This window comes from uncultured Fibrobacter sp. (genome assembly GCF_947166265.1).
In the GTDB taxonomy this organism is placed as follows: Bacteria; Fibrobacterota; Fibrobacteria; order Fibrobacterales; family Fibrobacteraceae; genus Fibrobacter.
On the sequence record NZ_CAMVDO010000009.1, the window covers coordinates 100,075 to 119,117 of the forward strand.

Here is a 19,043-nt window from a genome sequence, read left to right on the forward strand (position 1 = left end):
AATCGCCACCACAGCTTGCAAAGAATAAGGCTAGTAGCAAAATTATTATGAACGGAAAATTCCAAGCCACTTTACCCCCTCGCACTTCGCTCCACTGCATGCACCGTCCATCTCCCACATACCTTAAAGAAGTCTTCGGGAGCTGCAAGCCTTTAGAATTTCACATTCATCATCAGGCCGCTGCCGTCTTCGTAGAATTCCGGCACGAACTCCATGCGCTCGGTAAAGGCCTTCGAAGATGTGGATCGGTAAACGCGTATCGTGTTCAGCATCGAGACCACACGGTTCAAGAGAAGGGCTCCCACGGACACCTGAAAAACGATACGGCTCAGGCGATAATGGCGCATACGGCTCTTGAACTCGTCAATGTGTTCCGTCGTTTCGGGATTGTCGCTGGATCCCCAGTCCCACTGGATATCTGCGTCCAGGTCCTCGTCAATTTCCTTGCCCGCACGGAGCATCGCCTGGTTATAGTCCTCGTCCATGTCGGGCGAAGAGTTCTGCCCCGCGACACCACTACGGCTACGGTAGTCGCCAACCGTATTGAGCATGTCGACATCGCGGCTTTTCGAAGAAAGCCCCGCATGACGTACCGCATAGTTATGAGCAGATGTGATGTAGCGTTCGCCAATGGCATACGAGCCTATCGCGGTAAACCAGAGAGCGATGTCTGTCCATACGAAAGGACGCACGTACTGCCGTTCGCCCAGGTAGAGTTCACCCATGCCAGGCAATACCGCAGAGGCACCCATCGCCAATAACCAGTTCTTACCCGAATTCTTGCTCACGTTTTCATCGACCGAAACCACCATCTGTGAAAAGGCGGTAGCGGCGGCAAACAATAAAACAAGAAGTACGCGCATCAGAATCCCCAGCTCGCCTGAACGTTCACCCCAAAGCCGTCGACAAACGTCACCCCGCTATCAAAATGCAGATGGTCGTACCAGGAAAGGTCTTCCTCGTAGAGCGTCTTGTTATGGGCGTTCGCCGTGAAAAGGGCGTCTACGGCCGATACGATATGGTTCAGAATCAGGCCGCCAAAGAACCACGCCTGCATATCGGCGTAATCGTTCGCCTTGCTTCGCAGGCTGCGGTATTCCTTCTGGTTTTCAGACTCACCCAACACGACCGTCGCCGAATCGGAAAAGGCGAGGTTCAGGGCCGTTGCCCCCGGCCTATCGTCGCCAACGTCATCCCAACCCAGGACGTATGCATCGTCGGCAATCAGCTGGTAAACGTCGGCAGGGGAATCGAAATCGATCTTGTCCATTTCCTTGCCCAGGTTCTGGGGTTTGTTCACAAAGTCGTTCTTGTAGTCCACGTCGCCATAGAAGAGTCTGGACTTGTCATAGCAACCGTGCATACTCGCATCCCTGAAAATGCCTTCGCAGAACGTTTCACGGGAGCCAAAGTAGCGGCGACGGAATTCAGACTCATAGTTCAGGGCGTCGGCATAGTACAGTTCGCGCATCTCGTTTTCATAGCGACCGATAGAGAAATGGTTCTTGGCGTACTTCTTGTACTTGTCCACCTGCTGGTTGTACTTGTGGACCGAGAAATAATACCAGCTCCCCCACAGGGCGGCTTCAAGAGCGAGATAAACGGCGCCACGGGTATAGGTGAAAGTAGAGCCACCCACATACAGCTGTCCAGAACCCGGAATCACAAGCGACAGGAACATCGCCTTGCGCGGGCTCTTATAGCGGCCCTTCATTTCGTCGATTCCGTTCACCTTGGAAACCTTCACCGGTCCCAGCAGTTCACGACGGCTCATGCTGCTCGACGACGGGGCAGCCACAGAAGACGAGGAACTTACCATGGCGAGGGAATCGCGGATACGGTTTTCTTCGTTGTGGCGTTTCATTTCGGCGGCGTAGAATTCTTCGGGAGTCATCGAGCTCGAGGAATTTTCAGTCGAATCCACCAGGGCAGAATCTGCGGCAACCGCGGAAGAATCCTCAGCTGCGGCGGGCGCGAGAGTTTCAGAGCTGCTCGACAACGGACCTTCGGCAGGCTCAGGGGCCTTAATACTGCTAGAGCTCGCAACCGAGGAACTCGACACAGGCGCAGGGGCCTTGACGCTACTGGAACTCGGGACTGCAGCCGATGAACTAGATGCGGGCCCTTCGGCAGGCTCAGGGACCTTGACGCTGCTAGAGCTTGCAGGGGCCTTGACGCTGCTGGAACTCGGGGCCGCAGCAGACGAAACCGGAGCGGGCTTTTCGGCAGGTTCAGAGGCTTTGACACTACTAGAAGATGCGACCGCGGCCGAAGACTGTTCGTGAGCCTCGGCCTCCGCCTCGAATTCTGCAAAAAGGTCACGCGGCTGAGCAAAGGACTGCACCGCCAAAAGACTTGCCACACAGGCTATAAAAGAAAACTTGCGCATACAAAGCTAAAATAGCAAATTAGGCACAAGGAATCAGGGGGCAATCGCCCAAAGAGGCGGGCAAAATTTACCGGTATTTTAATTCGGGATGCACGCTGTAATAGGAATTCTTGTCGTCGTACATCTGCAGGTCCGCAAGACGCATTGCACGGCGGACATCCGGTTCACCGTAGCAGACTCCTATCGAAAAGCGGACGTCTTCGGTCATATTCGATTTCCAGCGGATCTTTTCGACACGCTTTTGCAGCTCGTCTTCGGTAATGTTGGAGATCAGCAGCACAAATTCGTCACCGCCCGCGCGGTACACCTCTTCTTCCAGGAATATGCCTTGCAGAATAGCAGCCGCCGAGCGCAACATCTTGTCGCCTGCGGTATGTCCCTGCCTGTCGTTCATGCGCTTCAAGCCGTTCAAATCGGCAAACAGGACCGCCTTCGGAACAGGTTCTGCACCCGCAACAATCCTGTCGACGCGGTTATTCATCACGTTTCTATTCTTGATTCCCGTCAGCGAATCAATCGAGCTCATGATAGATAGTTTGTCCAAAAGCTTGTAACTTGCGATTTCAGACGCAATAAAGAAAGTCGTCAGTTCAAGAGTCTCCTTAATCTTTAGCACATCGTCCACATTGAAATTGAGCGTCCACATGTAGCCGAGCGTTTCGTTCCCATGCCGAAGCGGGAACAGTACGATGCTTTTTACGTTAGCAAGGTCCAGTATGGAACCAAAAATCGGATTCTGCAAGCGAAGCTTTTTCATATCGCGTTCATCTTTCACGATAATGCAGGTACTGCCCGCCAAGGTTTTCGGCCAGGTTTCAGCAATGGCATAAAAGCCCTCGATATACCTCGACATTGGAAGCAACGCGGCCCCTTCGCGAAGCGACTCGCCAAAAATGGAACACTCCCTTTTCTCAGAGTCCGTCAGCAAGATACAGCAGTGGTCCGACCCGCAAATGACGCGAATATCCTCGACCACATCCTGGAACGCCTTCTTGATATCTTCGGCACCGCGCAGCTTGATACAGGCTTTCAGTACCGCGGACGCCGTTTCCCCCGAAAGGTCTGCCATTGCCGTCGTGTTCGCCTTGGGAGTGACGTCGTAGCAGTAAATACAGTAACCGAAATTTGGACGATCCGACTCCAGAGGAATCAGGAACATGTTGAGCCAGAGCCCCATCATGTACAGGTCGACATACGCATGAATCGGCTGACCGGAGTGAACGCAACGGTAGCAATGGTCCTCAAAATTCTGGTTCTTGGGAAAGCACGTCTCGTACGGAGAGCCCGGCACAAACGGATGGTGCAGAAGCGCCTCCATGTCGGCACAGTGCGCTTGGTTTCCCGCAACAACGCGGATATTCCCGTAAGACCCGTCCGGGAAGAATTCAACGGATATAACGCAGGCCTTCGCCCTATAGTGAGCAAGCAGTGTATCGAAATCCATTAGACCAACTCTCCTTCAGCATTGGCTATTTCAATATCATAATCTAAAAAAAGAACCGCCCCCGAAGGAGCGGCCTTTTAAGATTTCTAGTGATTTAGAAAAAGCTTATGCTTTCTCTGCAACCACCCAAACCTTGACCTGAGCTTCAACGTCGCTGAAGACCTTGATCGTCACGGTGTAAACACCGAGCTGCTTGATCGGTTCTTCGAGAGCAACCTGAGCACGGGTAACCTTAACGCCCTGCTTGGTGATGGCATCGGCAATGTCAGAAGCGGTCACAGAACCGTACAGACGTTCGCCTTCCACAACGCGGCGTTCGAGGTTGACAGAAACCTGAGAAAGCTTGGCAGCCACGTCACCAGCGGCAGCGAGTTCCTTCTGGAACTGAGCTTCGACAGCAGCGCGGTTGTTTTCGATTTCAAGCTTGGCTTCCTTAGTTGCGCGAACAGCGAGCTTACGCGGGAAGAGGTAGTTACGGGCATAGCCGTCCTTAACCTTCACGACGTCAAGCATCTTGCCCAAGTGGGGAACGTTGGCCTTAAGAATAATTTCCATAGTCTAGTTCCTCCTTAGCGCAGACTGTCCGAAACGAACGGGAGAATAGCCATCTGACGGGCACGCTTGATAGCTTCGTTCAGCATACGCTGATACTTAGCGGAGGTGCCAGAAATGCGGCGCGGGATGATCTTGCCACGTTCAGAGATAAAGCGACGAAGAGTCTTTTCGTCCTTGTAGTCAATGAACTTGATGTTGTTCTCGGTGAACCAGCAAGTCTTCTTGCGGCGAATACGAGTAGCCTGCTTCTTATCTTCAAAAGCCATTATTCAGCCTCCCCTTCTTCTGCGTCAACCGGAATGATTTCTTCGGTAGACTGGGTCTGAGTTTGGTCGTAAACAATTTCGCTCATCGGATAATCAGCGAGAGTCATCCAGCGGAGAACGTTTTCGTTCAGCTTGAGAGCGGCTTCCACAGAGGCAACCGTAGCGGCGAGAGCCTTGTAGTAGAAGATCACGTAAAAGCCATGCTGGCGCTTCTTGATGGAGTAGGCGAGCTTGCGCTTGCCCCAGTCGTCACGGCGGAGGATTTCGCCGTTGCCTTTGGTGATGTTGGCTGCGATAGTCTCGATTTCGGCCTTGATAGCGTCGTCAGAGATCATAGCGTCGATGATCACCATCGTTTCGTATTGTCTCATATAATGAGTCCCTTTGGTCTTTCGCCCAGGTTACCACCATTGGCCCCGGGAGGGTTCCGATAAAAATCGGTGCGTCAAATATAGAAAATCGGGATTTCGGTGTCAAACCTAAGGGTCCGGTTTGGGCTACGCACCGAGCTGCAGTCCCAGGAAAAAGGTGTTGGACCAGCCCTTTACGTCGCGGTTGAAGTTCCGCTGCCCCCCTATTTCAAAGGAAATCCAGTTGGAAAGGAGCGTCCTTTTCGCCCAGGGCCATATTTCCCTGAGGTTAAAGGCGACCCCCGGAACAATATTCAAGATGACATCGTCCGAAAAGTTGTATTCCACCTGGACAAGCCCCGTCAGAGCGAAGTATCTAGACAAATTATACCCCATACCGATAGCGCTCCCTACAGTGAAGCCATCCATGGTGAACGCCTTTTGGCAATGTTCGTCTTCAACCTCGACATCGACAGTATCGACATCCAGCGAGTCGGCCAAGCCCCTCTGCCACCAGAGCAACTGTTTTTGCGCCGCTTCTTGTTTCCGGTCTAGCACCTGCTTGCGAAACGCCGAAAAATCGGTGGTTTCAAAGCCCAGGAACGGACTCATAAAGATGTCAAAATTGTCCAGGGGTATGTGAAAGCGCACATTCATAATGTAGCGCTGGTAAATCAGCATGACATCGCGATCCAGGTTCCCGCCGAAAAAACGGGCTTCGAGTCCACCACTCAACCTAGGCGAGTAAAAGTATTCTAGCTGGGCCTGCCACGACCCCATGCAATCGCAGTCCTCGATAGGACTAAAAATACCGCCGCCCAAGCCGACCGAAAGGCCCACGCCCGTATAAGCGGACATTCCGGGCAAGGCAACCGATCTGACCGATGACGCCTGTTCCAGGGAGTCCGCCTCAGCAAGAAGCGTTGCAGGCGAAAACAGCAGGAACAAAAAAATGAGAACGACTAAAGGCACGCCAACAAACTAGAAATTATGTTTCATTTCTTTTTATGCCACGAGTTGAAATATTACATTTTTACCCGATGGTTTCGTTTTTTGAATACGCAGCAAGAATGATATGTGTTTCCCTCTGCCTGGGAATCGCGTGCTGCACCTTCCCGGTCCGAACCGGTTACGACCGAAACATCGGCGACTACAAGCCCATTCCGGCAAGCGAAACGGCAAGTAAGCCCGTAGCCGCAAAGTCCACCCCTGTGGAGCAAGAAAAAGCGACCAAGAACGCCCCGGAAAACAGCGTACAAGACACCACGAAACACGCGAAGAACTCCGTCACCAAGGCACGCGAGATTATCAACAAGAAAGAAGCGGCCAAGGCGGCACAAAAGGCCGCCCCGCGGGGAAGCCTCGAAAACTACGCTCGCGGATGGATGGGTGCCAAATATGTCTACGGTGCCGCCACCAAGACCAAGACGGACTGTTCCGGTTTCGTCATGCAGGTCTACAAGGGCTACTACGGGATTTCACTCGACCATAACGCCTCCAAGATGTACAAGGACGACCGCGGAAAGTCCGTAAGCCGCGGAAGCCTCAAGGAAGGAGACCTCGTGTTCTTCGGGAGCCTCTGGAAAATCGACCATGTGGGAATCTACCTGAGCGGCGATCGCTTTATTCACGCAAGCACAAGCAAGGGCGTCATGATTTCACCCATGCAAGACAAGTACTGGGGACACAAGTACCAGGGTGGCAGAAGGTTTAAATAGTTATATTTCTACTCATGAAAAAGATTGCATTCCAGGGCCGAAAGGGTGCCTACAGCGACTGTGCCGCACATTACCTATTCGGGGACGACATCAAGACACTCCCGATGGACACCTTCGAGGAAATCTACCAGGCAATAGAAACCGGCGAAGCCGATGGCGGAGCCATTCCTATCGAAAACTCGACGGCAGGTTCTATCGATGCCAACTACGACCTGCTTTACAAGTGGCGCCACCGCATCGTGGGCGAAGTCATGCTACGCATCGAGCATACCCTTTGCGTGATGCCGGGCGTCAAGATTTCCGACCTTAAGCGCGTCTACAGCCACCCACAGGCACTCGCCCAATGCTCCAAGTTTTTCGCCGAAAATCCGCAGATTAAGGCGATTCCCGCTTTTGACACGGCCGGTTCCGCCGAAGAACTCGCCGCAAGAAAGGCAATGGACGAAGGCGCTATCGCAAGTGCCTACGCCGCCAAAATCTACAATCTGGACATTCTGAAGGCGGGCCTTGAAAACCTGAAGGGCACGAACTTCACTCGCTTTTACGGCATCCAGAAATCGCCAGCCACCTTCGACGAAACCGAAGGCGCCAAGACGACCATGCTTTTCGAACTTGCCGACGACCATGCGGTGGGCGCTCTCTATAACGCGCTCGGTTGCTTTGCCAAACGCGGAATCAACCTGACCCGCTGCGAAAGCAGGCCGCACCCCGACAAGCCGTGGGAATACATTTTCCACGTATCCTTCGAGGCGAACGTGAACGAAGAACGCGCCCAGGCGGCACTTTCAGAACTCAAGAACTACACAAGCCAGATGTACATCCTGGGAACATTTAAGAAAGGCGTCGTCGAAACGCTGAAATACTAAGAGGTTTTTATGGCATACGAACGTACCGACCGAAAGTTTAATGAATACCGCAATCTCAAGATGACCACCGGCTTTATTTCTAGCGCCGACGGTTCTGTCCTTATCGAAATGGGACGCACCCGAGTCATCTGCAACGCCACCCTTTTGCCGAAAGTTCCGGACTGGCTCGCCGGAAAGGGCACCGGCTGGATTACCGCTGAATATAGCTTACTCCCGCAGAGTACGGGCAAGCGCGTGGAACGTGAGCGCAAGGGCGCGAGCGGCCGCACTCAAGAAATCCAGCGTCTGGTAGGCCGCTCGCTGCGGGGTGCCGCCGACCTTGCTGCCCTCGGTGAAAACGCCATCGTGGTCGACTGCGACGTGATCGAAGCCGACGGCGGTACACGCACCGCAAGCATTATCGGCGGCTTCGTGGCCCTTGCGATCGCCCTCAAGAAAATCAAGGAGCGCCTCGGAATCACGCAGCAGATCTTGCAGCATGGCATTACCGCGATTTCCGTCGGTGTCGTGAGCGGAAAGCCCCTCTGCGACCTCTGCTATGTAGAAGACTCCGCCGCAGATGTCGACATGAACGTGGTGATGCAGGACGCAAAGAACTTTATCGAGGTGCAGGGCACCGGCGAACACGCAAGCTTTGACCGCAACATGTTGAACACGCTGCTTGACCTCGGCGAAAACGCCTGCAAGGACATCTACAAAAAGCAGATGGAGCTCATCGGCGGCGAATTACCGTAAAAAAGCGTGCTGCCATCAAGGCCGCTCTTACGATCGGTTCGCCCGGATATCCCCGGGCGTTTTTATTTGCAATAATTATATATTTGATTATGTAAAAGGGATTTAACATGGCATTATTGCAGAGTAAAACCATCTTGATAGCAGACGACGACCAGATGTCCAGAAAACTGGCCGAATTCGTGCTGAAAAAGGACGGCTACAACGTCCTCTCCGTCGAGTCCGGCGAAGCATGCATTGATTACCTGAAAAACAGGAGCGGCGTAGACCTCGTCCTGCTAGATATCGAAATGCCGCAGTTGAACGGCATCGAAACGCTCGAAATGATCCGCGCCGACAAATCTATCGCCCATACCAAGGTATTTTTTCTGACCGCAAACGAATTCAGCAAGTACGAAGAACCGTCCAAGCGGCTGGGCGTCCTGGATTTTATTTCAAAACCGATGTTCGGCCCCGAAATTCAGGAACGCATCAAGGCCGTTTTCGCAAATGACACAGCGGCAAAGGACACCGTGCTAGTCATCGACGACGACAGGATGAACCTGAAATTCGCCGAACACATGCTGAGTCCGACATACAACGTCGTGACCGCGCTATCGTATAAGGACGCCCTCGACTACCTTTCCAAGGAATTGCCCTCGCTCGTTCTTTTGGACTTGCACATGCCGGGCATGAACGGATTCGAGCTTTTGGCCGAAATCCGAAAAATCAGGAACTGCCACGACCTCCCCGTCATATTCTTGACTGCCGACAGCGACCGTGAAACCGAAATCCGCGTTTTCAGGGAAGGGGCGCTCGACTACATTCAAAAGCCGTTTGTCCCGGAAGTAGTCCTGGAAAGAATCAAGCGAATTCTTACGCTACGCAAGTTGCAGACCTCCCTGGAAAGCGAAGTGGAACGCCGCACCGCAGAACTCGAAGAAAGTCGACGCAAGCTTGAAATTCTTTCGCTACAGGTCGTGAAAACGCTCGCCTCGGCAATTGACGCCAAGGACCGCTACACCAACGGTCACTCCAGCCGAGTCGCCAAATACAGCAAGGAAATTTCGCTCCGCGCAGGAAAACCGATTGAATTCCAGGACGAGATCTATTTCGTAGCACTCCTGCATGACATCGGAAAAATCGGCATTCCCGACCACATCCTGAACAAGAATTCAAAACTCACCGATGATGAATACGAGACCATCAAGCAGCATCCAAGCATCGGGGTCGAAATTCTAAAGAACATTACGGAAATGCCCAACATCGAAATCGGGGCGCATTACCATCACGAAAGATTCGATGGCAAGGGCTACCCCGAAGGACTCGCCGGATACGAGATTCCCGAAGTGGCTCGCATTATCGCCGTAGCAGACGCCTACGACGCCATGACCAGCCGCCGCAGTTACCGTGCCGCATTGCCGCAGAACGTTGTCCGCGACGAAATCGTGAAAGGCAAGGGTTTGCAGTTCGACCCGGACTTTGCCGACATTATGCTCACCATGATCGACGAAGACCCGCGTTACGAAATGCGTGACGACGGGCAGGCCCTTTAGTTCAGCAAGCGAGTACCGACGATGAGTTCTAGAGATATCTTCAAAGCGAATGACCGTCGGGTCTTAAGAACGCTGACGCGGGTAATGCGTTGGCTATGGATTATGTTTCCGTTAATTTATTTCGGAAACATTGTTCACTTGTTCCAAATCGACTACGGAAAGCTGAATGTCTTTACGGCTATCGCGTTCGTCATTTTATGGATTCCGACCTTAATCGAACGGATGCATGCACCCCTTACATTGCGCCGGTACTTTTGCGTCCTCGGCATGGCAAGCATCATCGCGATGCTTGCCACCAACGAAAACATCGGCATCTACATGACCTATGCGCTTGCCATGGTGACAAGCCTGCTCTTTTTCAATCCTAGCTTCACGTTCAAGATTTCGATCGTCAGCTATCTTCTTATAGTCATTTCGCTCTACTTTAGGGCAAAAGGGGCAAACCACGGAGAATTCTCTTCGGATACCCTCTGGTGGATTTCACGAAGCGCCGGATTCCTCATCGAAGCGATCGTCATGACGCTTGTATGCACCGTCATCGCACGGCACGCCCACAGCCTGCTCGAAAACGAAGCTCTCGCGCGGCAAAAGGCGCAAGACGCCGAAGAAAAGGCTAAGCGATCCGATGAACTCCGCAAGGCATGGGCCGAAGCCGAAGAAGCGAGAAAGAACGCGGAATCGGCCAACAAGGCAAAGAGCATTTTCCTGGCCAACATGAGCCACGAAATTCGCACCCCCATCAACGGCATTCTCGGAATGAACACCATTCTCCTAAAGGAATGCAAAGACGAAACCCTGCGCGAATACGCCCAGAACATCCAGAATGCAGGGCACTCGCTCCTTTCTCTTGTAAACGACATCCTGGACATCACCAAAATCGAATCGGGCAAGATGGAACTGCTTTCCGCAGAGTACGACCTGTTCACCATCCTCAACGACTGCTACAGTATCGCCGAACCCCGAGCCAAAAGCAAGAACCTCGAATTCAATATCAACGTCCAACCGGAAATTCCCTCCCGACTAGAAGGCGACGAAGTGCGGTTCCGTCAAATCGTGAACAACCTGCTTTCCAACGCCATCAAGTATACCCCCATGGGAACGGTAGACTTGTCCATCAGCTTTAAAAACCTCGAAATAAGGGTCGGCGGTCCGCAAATCGAACTTGTCATCATTGTCGCAGATACGGGCATCGGCATCCGTTCCGGAGACCGCGACAAGCTCTTCCAAAATTTTGAACGAATCGACCTGGACCACAACAGAAATATCGAAGGAACCGGCCTTGGACTGAACCTGACCAAAAGAATTGTCGAAATGATGGGAGGAACTATCTCCGTGAAAAGCGTCTACGGTTCAGGCTCCATTTTCGAAGTGCACCTACCGCAACGTGTCAAGGGGGACGCTACCATAGGAAACTTTATGGAACGCCGCAAGGAATTCATTTCGTACAGTTCCGAAGTTACCAGGTTCAAGGCAAGAAATGCAAGATTGCTGGTCGTAGACGATGTCGAGATGAACCTGAAAGTGGTAAGCGGGCTCCTCAGGGAAACCGAAATACAAATCGACACCGCGACTAACGGCGAAGAAGCGCTCGAACTTGTCGAGAAGAACCACTACGACCTCATACTTCTGGACCACATGATGCCCGTCATGGACGGAGTCGAAACCCTCCACCACATGAATAGCATCAACGGATTCGACATCAAAAAGTCGCCCGTCATTATGCTTACCGCAAACGCCATCGTCGGCGCCAAGGATGCCTACATCCAAGCGGGATTCACCGATTACATTACAAAGCCCATCCGCGAAGAAGTGCTCCTGTCGACGGTCAAGAAGCACCTGCCACAAAACCTAATCACCTTAAACGACAGCACAGAATCAAGTTCTACAACCGATGGCCACAACGACGGAGCAAGTCCTGCCATCAGTCCCCTTGCAGAAATTTTGGACACCGATACAGGTCTGGGCTACTGCATGAACGACGAGGCTTTCTACCTCGAAATGCTCGCCGAATACGTCAAGAACGACCGCACAAAAGACCTTGAAAATTTCTTCGGAAAGAGTGATTTCGAAAACTACCGCATCGCTATCCATTCGCTCAAGAGTACCTCCCTTACAATCGGCGCCGTCAAACTTTCTGAAAAAGCCAAGGCTCTCGAAGCCGCCTGCAAGGAAGGCGACACCGCATTTTTTCAAAAAATGCACCCCGAATGTATTGCGGAGTACAAAACGATTTTAGACAAACTTTCAAAGCACCTCGCATCAGGAGACGCATAAAGTGAAACTCATCTACGTCATTCCAACTATTATTTTCGTCATTATTGTAGTAGGGTTACTCGCGACCAATGTCAAAAAGAAAAACACCGACATCACCCGCGAAAAGACCAAAGTTGCGATGATCATGAACGGTGCCACCGACGACCATAGCTGGGGCCAGTCTCATTACGAGGGCATGAAAAAGACCGCCAAAGAACTCAATCTGGACGTTGCGTTCCGCGAAAATATCGCCGCAAACCGTATATCGGAATCGGTGATGGAAGGGCTTATTGCCGCAGGCGTTAAGATTATCATTGCAAACTCCTTCCAGTTTGGGCCACACATCCAGGCGGTTGCAAGCAAGCATCCCGAAGTCAAGTTTTTCCACGCCTCCGGCATAGAAACCTCATCGAACGTCGCCACCTTCTTTGGCCGAATCTACCAGATGCGCTACCTTTCAGGTATCGTCGCCGGAATGCAAACAAAAACAGGAAACATCGGCTACGTGGCCGCCTTCGACATTCCCGAAGTCGTACGCGGAATAAACGCGTTCACCCTGGGCGTCAAGAAGGCGAATCCGAAAGCAAATGTGATTGTCCGTTGGACCAAATCCTGGGAAGACGACAAGATCTGCGCCAAGGAGACTCGTTCCCTTTTGGCAAACCGCTCCATCGACGTTCTCGCCATGCACACCGATAGCCGCGAACCCATGCGAATAGCGGATTCGCTTGGAATATGGATTATCGGCTATAACCTGGACAACGCGGAATTTTATCCGGAACATTTCTTGACAGCTCCCGTGTGGCGGTGGGAAAAATTCTACACACCGCATATTCGCGATGCACTCAAGAACAAGTTTGTCGGCAAGAGCTACCTAGGCGGAATCGAATCGGGCATTGTCGACCTGGCCCCGTTTACAAGTCATGTGAATCCAGAGGCCATTGCGCTAGTCGCAAGCGAACGTGAAAAAATGTTGAACGGTTCTTTCGATGTATTCTACGGACCCATCAAGGACAACAGCGGAACAATACGCATAAACGAAGGAGAAAGTATGTCCGACAGCGACATGTTCAACCAATTCAACTGGTTCGTAATGGGGGTAAAAACCGATGAAAAGTAAAATAACCATCGCCGCTCTGGTTGCAGTTGCCGCATTCTTTGCGTTGCTGTACCTATCATTTTCCAAGGTCGGAAACGATGAAATAAAGAAAAAGGCCGAAGTTCAGAAACTTCGCGTCGGTTTCGTCCTTTTAAGCGACACCGCGGACAACGGCTGGAACGAAACCCATTACAGAGGCATCAAGGCCGCCTGCGATACGCTCGGTGTGCAGATGACCCTGACAACCGAAATTCCCGAGGAAAGGCTCCCGCTTGAAAAGGCCGTGAACGACATGATTGCAGACAGCATGAAAATAATCGTTCTCACCAGCTACAGCTACCCTATCCTTATCAAAGACATCATCGAAAGCCATCCGGAAGTGATGTTCTATGGAATCAACTGGGAATTCGACGCGCCAAATTATAAAGCCTACTTCGCCCGAATTTACCAGGCCAGGTACCTTGCAGGAATTGTCGCCGGAGCAATGACCAAAACAAACCACATCGGTTATGTAGCGGCAATGAAAAACATCCAAGTTTACAGGGGATTGAACGCCTTTATTCTTGGCGTCCAGAGCGTCAATCCGAAAGCCCGCGTGTATGTGCGCTGGAGCAACTCCTGGAACGAAGGGCATATCGAAACCGAAAATGCAAACAAACTCATTGACAGTTCGAACGTCGACCTGATCGCATTCCATCAGGACAGGGCATACATTATCGAAACCGCCGAAAAGCACGGAATATACTGCATCGGAAACCATGTAGAAAACAACAAGTTCTCTTCCAAGATGCTTAGTTCCATCGCCATCAACTGGGCCATTATATACAAGGATTTCATTCAGGACTACATCCAAAAGAAAGACAATGAAAATATGGAATATTGGCTAGGTCTCGAAAAGGACGCCGTGGGACTCGCCTTCTATTCAAGCGAGGTTCCCGATTCGGTAAAAACCCTAGTCAAGGGCGCCATCGACAAGATAAAGGCCGGTTACAACATCTTTTCGGGTAAAATTTTCGACAGCAACGGCAACAAACGTTCCGAAGAAGGTGAATCTATCAGCGACGAAGTCTTGCGCAGCGATATGGAATGGCTGATAAAGGGTGCAATTGAACCATGATCAAGAAATTCGGGATACGCCCCCTCATTGGACTTTTATTCTTTGTATTGATTCTCCTTGTAGTTGGAGTCCTGCTTAGAGTCAAGTTTTCAAGCCTGTTCCAGAATTACGTCGAAAAACAGGTCGCCTACCAAGCAGAAGGCTATGCGGCAGCCGTCGGCGAACGACTGGTACTCGAACTAAAATCCCTATCCGGCATATCGGCGGGGCTTTCGGCAAATCAGCCTCACCTGGAAAGAATGCTTACAACTCTCCGCGATGCCTCTAACGAATATTACTACGGCGTTATGGCCTTGAACGGAGATATTCTCTACACCGACGGTCCGAAAGATATTCGTGCATCAGATTTCAAGGGAATTCCCGAGTCATTTCACGGGTCGAGATATATCAGCTATTCCAAGGGGAAAGGGCTGATGTTTTCGGTCCCCGTCTACAACGGAAAAAACGTCAAATACGTTCTGTACCGCATTTACAAAGACGATAAGGTCGTCAAGAATTTCGGTGTCGTTTGCTATAGCGGCAAAGGCTATGCGGTCATTACGGATTCCAAGGGCGACATTATAGTCAAGTCCGCAAATGATTCCCTGGGAAACGATTTGCTATGGGGCAAAGACGGATACGGAGCCATTCAAGAAAAACTGGCAAACGGGCTAAACATTTCTATCGCCACGGCAACCAACTGGGAAGTTGACGGAAACGACTACTATTACTTTGTCGCAGAACTCAAGCTGCCAGGCGTATCCCTTACAGGCGTTGTGCCCGCCGAAGTGGTCGCCAAAGAAAAGGAAAGCATTTCTTTCTTAATCCTCTGGGTATTTGGCCTTTTGATTTTCATGTTCATCATCGCGATGATTTACGTGGTCCTTTCCGAAAGGAAAGCTCGTGAAACCAAGGAACTCATTCGCGAAAAGGAAAACGCAGAAAGCGCGAACAAGGCGAAAAGCGTATTCCTCGCCAACATGAGTCACGAAATCCGCACCCCGATTAACGGAATCCTGGGAATGGATTCCATGCTCCTCAAGGAATGCAAAGACGAAACATTGCGCGATTACGCCCTGAACATTCAAAACGCAGGACAGACGCTTCTTTCGCTCATCAACGACATTCTGGACATTTCAAAAATCGAATCGGGCAAGATGGAAATCGTACCCGTAACCTACAGCGTTTTCTCGGTATTGAACGACTGCTACAACATGGTCGCCATCCGTGCCCAAGACAAGCACCTGGAACTGGTCATGAACATTTCACCGGATTTACCCTCGGCACTATTCGGTGACGAAGTTCGTATTAGGCAAGTCATCAACAACCTGCTTTCCAACGCCGTCAAATACACAAACGAAGGTTCCGTCACGCTCACTGTCAATCCCGAAAAAATTGACCCGACTAAGGATTGCGACGCCAAGCAAATTGGCCTTTGCATACAAGTGACCGATACAGGTATCGGCATTCGTGAGCGGGATATCGACAAGCTGTTCAACAACTTTGTGCGACTCGACGAAAAACGGAACCGAAACATTGAAGGAACCGGCCTCGGACTGAACCTGACCAAGCAACTGCTAGACATGATGGGTGGATGCATCAGCGTCAAGAGCGTCTACGGTCAAGGTTCAACATTTACGGTGCACCTGACGCAACAAATAAGCGACGAAAAGCCCCTCGGGGATTTCGGGACACGTTACAAGGAGCAGGTAAACGCCATCGACGCTACACACGACCGATTCGAAGCACCGAGCGCAAGGGTTCTCCTGGCCGACGACATGCTCATGAACCAGAAGGTCTTTACCGGGCTCCTTAAGGAAACCAAGATTCAAATCGACACCGTATTCAACGGAGCCGAAGCCCTAAGCCTTGCGCAGAAATATCATTACGACATCATCTTCCTGGATCACATGATGCCTGTCATGGACGGAATCGAGGCCTTCCGCAAAATGAAACAGCTGAAGGACGGTCCCAATGACGCAACACCGGTCGTTATGCTTACCGCAAACGCCGTGGCCGATGCAAGACTCCGTTACATGGATGTAGGATTCTCGGATTACATCAGCAAGCCTATCCGCGAAGAAGTTCTACTTGCAACCCTTCGGAAATTCCTACCGAAGGAAATGATCAACTCCATTGACGCAACACAGGAGTGCTACAGCGAAGTCAATGCTTCGAAGCCGTCTGCGGACCTATCGAGTCTGCTGGATACCGCAACGGGACTTTCCTACTGCATGAACGATGAAAGCTTCTACCATGAAATGCTTGACGAATACGTGAAAAGCGACAAGACGGAGGAACTGCTCAAGTATTTCGATTCGGAAGACTTCGAATACTACCGCATTACGGTACACGCCCTAAAAAGCAGCTCGCTCACCATCGGTGCCACAAAAATTTCAGAAGCCGCCAAGGCACTCGAAATGGCCTGCAAGGAAAACAAGCTGGACTTCGTGAAGCAAAATCATCAGGCGTTTATCGACATGTACACCACATTGATCGCAATGCTGAAAGCCAATCCGTAAACGAATCCAACGAGAAAGAAATCCACCCGCGAATAGCAAACAAAGTTCGTGATACAAAAAAGGCCGTAGCGTTGTGCTACGGTCTAAATTTTTCGGGTTCTGCGGGAAGATCCCCGACCAAGTCGGGGATGACATTCCTGTCAATTACGCGCGAACCGTCGTGAACGCGAAAGCTTCGCCGTCGGCGTCATTCGCTTCCAAGCCATCGGCAGCAGCAGCCCAGGCAATCTTCACAGCCTGAGTTTGGCACTTCGTGCCCAACCTCTTCGGCTCGGCAATGTCCACGCAAGCGTGGCCGCTGCTCTCGCCTTGCGAGGTTGTCACCTGCGATGTACTTATCTCACAGCTTCAACGAAGACCTTTTCGCCATCTGCATCAGATTCCTGCAAACCAGCAGTAGAATCCTTCCACACGATAGCGTCAGCCTGAGTCTCGCCCTTGATGTAAGATTCGTTTTCCTTCACAGCCTGCTTCAGCACTTCGCTTTCAGAATAAAGTTCAATGCTGATACGGTCAGAGATTGCAAAGTTCTGGTCCTTACGGCGGTTCTGGATGCGGTTCACGAGTTCGCGGGCCACGCAGGCACGGCGGAGTTCGTCCGTGATCTTCAGGTCCAGAGCCACGGTGAAGTGCTGGTTGGCTTCCACGGCCATGCCGTCGGCCACGATGCGGTTGAGCATCAGGCAGTCGGCACCGACTTCACCGAAGTCGAACTTGATGGCTTCACCACCCTGCAGGGCCTTGATTTCGTCAACCGTAAGGCTATTGAGCTTGGCGGAAATCACCTTCATGTTCTTCGCATAGTCCGGGCCCTTCGCCTTGATGGCGAGGAAATTCGGCTTGGCGGAGAGCTTCACGAGCTTGGTTTCGTCTTCGAGGAACTGCATTTCGCGAACGTTCAATTCTTCGAGGATCAAGTCCTTCATCGTTTCAGCAACGTTCTTTTCTTCGTTACCGTGAGCAACCACCGTCATGCTCGCAATCGGCATACGGTTCTTTACGTTGTTCGTAGCGCGAATCACGCGGCCCATTTCGACCATGCCACGCACCATGGCGATGCGTTCCACGAGCTTTTCGTCCATAAGGGACTTGTCGGCGCTCGGGAATTCGCAGAGGTGCACGCTCACCGGAGCGTTGGCATCGACTTCGCGAACGAGAATCTGGTAGATTTCTTCGGCGAGGAGCGGGAGGAACGGGGCGAGAATCTTGGAGAAGTCCACCAGCACCTTGTACATGGTAGCGTAGGCGGCGTTCTTGTCGCCATCGTTTTCGGACTTCCAGAAACGGCGACGGCTGCGGCGCACGTACCAGTTCGTGAGGTCATCCACCGCGGCAATCACGGCGGGCACCACGTTGTACAGGCGGTAAGCCTTCATTTCCACTTCGACCTTGGCGGCCAAATCCTGCAGCGTCGCAAGCATCCAGCGGTCCAGTTCGTTCTCAGACTTCACTTCCTGACCCGGCTTCCAGTTGAGCTGGCCCTTAGCAGCGTCAGCGTTGTGGTTAGACACAAAGAAGGCAACGGCGTTCCAAAGCGGGAGCATCACCTGCTTCACGATACCCTTCACGCCTTCTTCGCTGAAGCGCAAGTCTTCGGCCTTGAGGGCTGCGGAGTTGATCATGAACAAGCGAATAGCGTCGGCACCCGTGCGTTCAATAAGGTCGTTCGGGTCCGGGTAGTTGCGCTTGGACTTACTCATCTTGGAACCGTCTTCGGCCAAGATAATACCGTTCACAATAACGTTCTTGAATGCCGGCTTCTGGAACAGAGCGTTAGAAAGCACCGTCAGCGTGTAGAACCAACCACGAGTCTGGTCAAGGCCTTCGGCGATGAAGTCCGCCGGGAAGCTGCGTTCCACGAGTTCCTTGTTTTCGAACGGGTAATGGCGGCTAGCATACGGCATGGAGCCGGATTCAAACCAGCAGTCGAAAACTTCAGGCGTGCGACGATAAACCTTGCCGTTCTTTTCGATGGTGAGCTTGTCCACGAAGTGCTTGTGCAAGTCGTCGAGCTTCACGCCAGTAAGCTGCTGGAGTTCTTCGATAGAACCCACGGCAATCATGTCGCCGTCGTCAGAGAGCCACACCGGAATCGGCGTTCCCCAGAAGCGGTTACGGGAAAGGTTCCAGTCGCGAGCGCCTTCGAGCCACTTGCCGAAACGACCGTTCTTGATGTGGTCCGGGACCCAGTTCACAGTCTGGTTGTTTTCGACCATCC

General features: G+C 51.9%; 17 protein-coding genes. 8 read left to right on the forward strand and 9 right to left on the reverse strand.

Features of this window, described 5'->3' with window-relative positions; translation table 11 throughout:
- Positions 1 to 152: 152 nt before the first annotated feature.
- The 7 genes from Q0W37_RS06795 to Q0W37_RS06825 all read right to left on the reverse strand — a co-directional run bounded on the left by Q0W37_RS06795 (position 153) and on the right by Q0W37_RS06825 (position 5,952).
- Positions 153 to 863 carry a hypothetical protein gene (locus Q0W37_RS06795; protein WP_297700013.1) on the reverse strand — a complete coding sequence of 237 codons (711 nt, stop codon included), beginning with the start codon at positions 861 to 863 and terminating at the stop codon, positions 153 to 155.
- Positions 863 to 2,389 carry a DUF5683 domain-containing protein gene (locus Q0W37_RS06800; protein WP_297700015.1) on the reverse strand — a complete coding sequence of 509 codons (1,527 nt, stop codon included), beginning with the start codon at positions 2,387 to 2,389 and terminating at the stop codon, positions 863 to 865. The genes Q0W37_RS06795 and Q0W37_RS06800 overlap by 1 nt, the downstream gene beginning before the upstream one ends.
- A 67-nt stretch (positions 2,390 to 2,456) precedes the next feature.
- Positions 2,457 to 3,833, reverse strand: a complete 1,377-nt coding sequence (locus Q0W37_RS06805) for a diguanylate cyclase (protein ID WP_297700017.1) — start codon at positions 3,831 to 3,833, stop codon at positions 2,457 to 2,459.
- A gap of 105 nt (positions 3,834 to 3,938) precedes the next feature.
- Positions 3,939 to 4,388 (reverse strand): 50S ribosomal protein L9, encoded by a 450-nt coding sequence (gene rplI, locus Q0W37_RS06810; protein WP_088627222.1) that lies wholly within the window; start codon positions 4,386 to 4,388, stop codon positions 3,939 to 3,941.
- Positions 4,389 to 4,402: 14 nt separating this feature from the next.
- The gene (rpsR, locus tag Q0W37_RS06815) at positions 4,403 to 4,654 is read right to left on the reverse strand and encodes a 30S ribosomal protein S18 (protein WP_072801474.1); all 252 of its coding nucleotides are present in this window, start codon (positions 4,652 to 4,654) and stop codon (positions 4,403 to 4,405) included.
- Entirely contained in the window at positions 4,654 to 5,025 is a 372-nt protein-coding gene (gene rpsF, locus Q0W37_RS06820; protein WP_297700020.1) for a 30S ribosomal protein S6, read from the reverse strand. Before rpsF ends, rpsR begins: the two co-directional genes overlap by 1 nt.
- A gap of 126 nt (positions 5,026 to 5,151) precedes the next feature.
- Positions 5,152 to 5,952 (reverse strand): hypothetical protein, encoded by an 801-nt coding sequence (locus Q0W37_RS06825; protein ID WP_297700022.1) that lies wholly within the window; start codon positions 5,950 to 5,952, stop codon positions 5,152 to 5,154.
- A gap of 122 nt (positions 5,953 to 6,074) precedes the next feature.
- On the opposite strand from Q0W37_RS06825, the gene Q0W37_RS06830 reads away from it, so the two are divergent.
- From Q0W37_RS06830 to Q0W37_RS06865, 8 genes are all read left to right on the forward strand, one after another.
- Entirely contained in the window at positions 6,075 to 6,722 is a 648-nt protein-coding gene (locus Q0W37_RS06830; protein ID WP_297700024.1) for an NlpC/P60 family protein, read from the forward strand.
- Between the two features lie 14 nt (positions 6,723 to 6,736).
- A complete protein-coding gene (locus Q0W37_RS06835) occupies positions 6,737 to 7,588 on the forward strand; it encodes a prephenate dehydratase (RefSeq protein ID WP_297700026.1) in 852 nt (283 codons plus the stop codon).
- Between the two features lie 9 nt (positions 7,589 to 7,597).
- Positions 7,598 to 8,323, forward strand: coding sequence for a ribonuclease PH (gene rph, locus Q0W37_RS06840; protein WP_297700027.1), 726 nt, complete (start codon positions 7,598 to 7,600; stop codon positions 8,321 to 8,323).
- 107 nt (positions 8,324 to 8,430) lie between these two features.
- Entirely contained in the window at positions 8,431 to 9,855 is a 1,425-nt protein-coding gene (locus tag Q0W37_RS06845) for a response regulator (protein ID WP_297700029.1), read from the forward strand.
- A 102-nt stretch (positions 9,856 to 9,957) separates the two neighbouring features.
- Positions 9,958 to 12,129 carry an ATP-binding protein gene (locus tag Q0W37_RS06850; RefSeq protein ID WP_297700031.1) on the forward strand — a complete coding sequence of 724 codons (2,172 nt, stop codon included), beginning with the start codon at positions 9,958 to 9,960 and terminating at the stop codon, positions 12,127 to 12,129.
- A 1-nt stretch (position 12,130) separates the two neighbouring features.
- A complete protein-coding gene (locus tag Q0W37_RS06855) occupies positions 12,131 to 13,228 on the forward strand; it encodes a BMP family ABC transporter substrate-binding protein (RefSeq protein WP_297700033.1) in 1,098 nt (365 codons plus the stop codon).
- Positions 13,218 to 14,324, forward strand: coding sequence for a BMP family ABC transporter substrate-binding protein (locus tag Q0W37_RS06860; RefSeq protein WP_297700035.1), 1,107 nt, complete (start codon positions 13,218 to 13,220; stop codon positions 14,322 to 14,324). The genes Q0W37_RS06855 and Q0W37_RS06860 overlap by 11 nt, the downstream gene beginning before the upstream one ends.
- Positions 14,321 to 16,825, forward strand: coding sequence for an ATP-binding protein (locus Q0W37_RS06865; protein WP_297700037.1), 2,505 nt, complete (start codon positions 14,321 to 14,323; stop codon positions 16,823 to 16,825). Before Q0W37_RS06860 ends, Q0W37_RS06865 begins: the two co-directional genes overlap by 4 nt.
- 144 nt (positions 16,826 to 16,969) lie before the next feature.
- Here Q0W37_RS06865 and Q0W37_RS06870 read toward each other — a convergent pair whose 3' ends face one another.
- Positions 16,970 to 17,149: a hypothetical protein gene (locus tag Q0W37_RS06870; RefSeq protein ID WP_297700039.1), complete on the reverse strand. Its 180-nt coding sequence runs from the start codon at positions 17,147 to 17,149 to the stop codon at positions 16,970 to 16,972.
- Between the two features lie 11 nt (positions 17,150 to 17,160).
- The coding region (locus tag Q0W37_RS06875; protein WP_297700041.1) for a class I tRNA ligase family protein at positions 17,161 to 19,043 on the reverse strand (1,883 nt) is incomplete at its 5' end.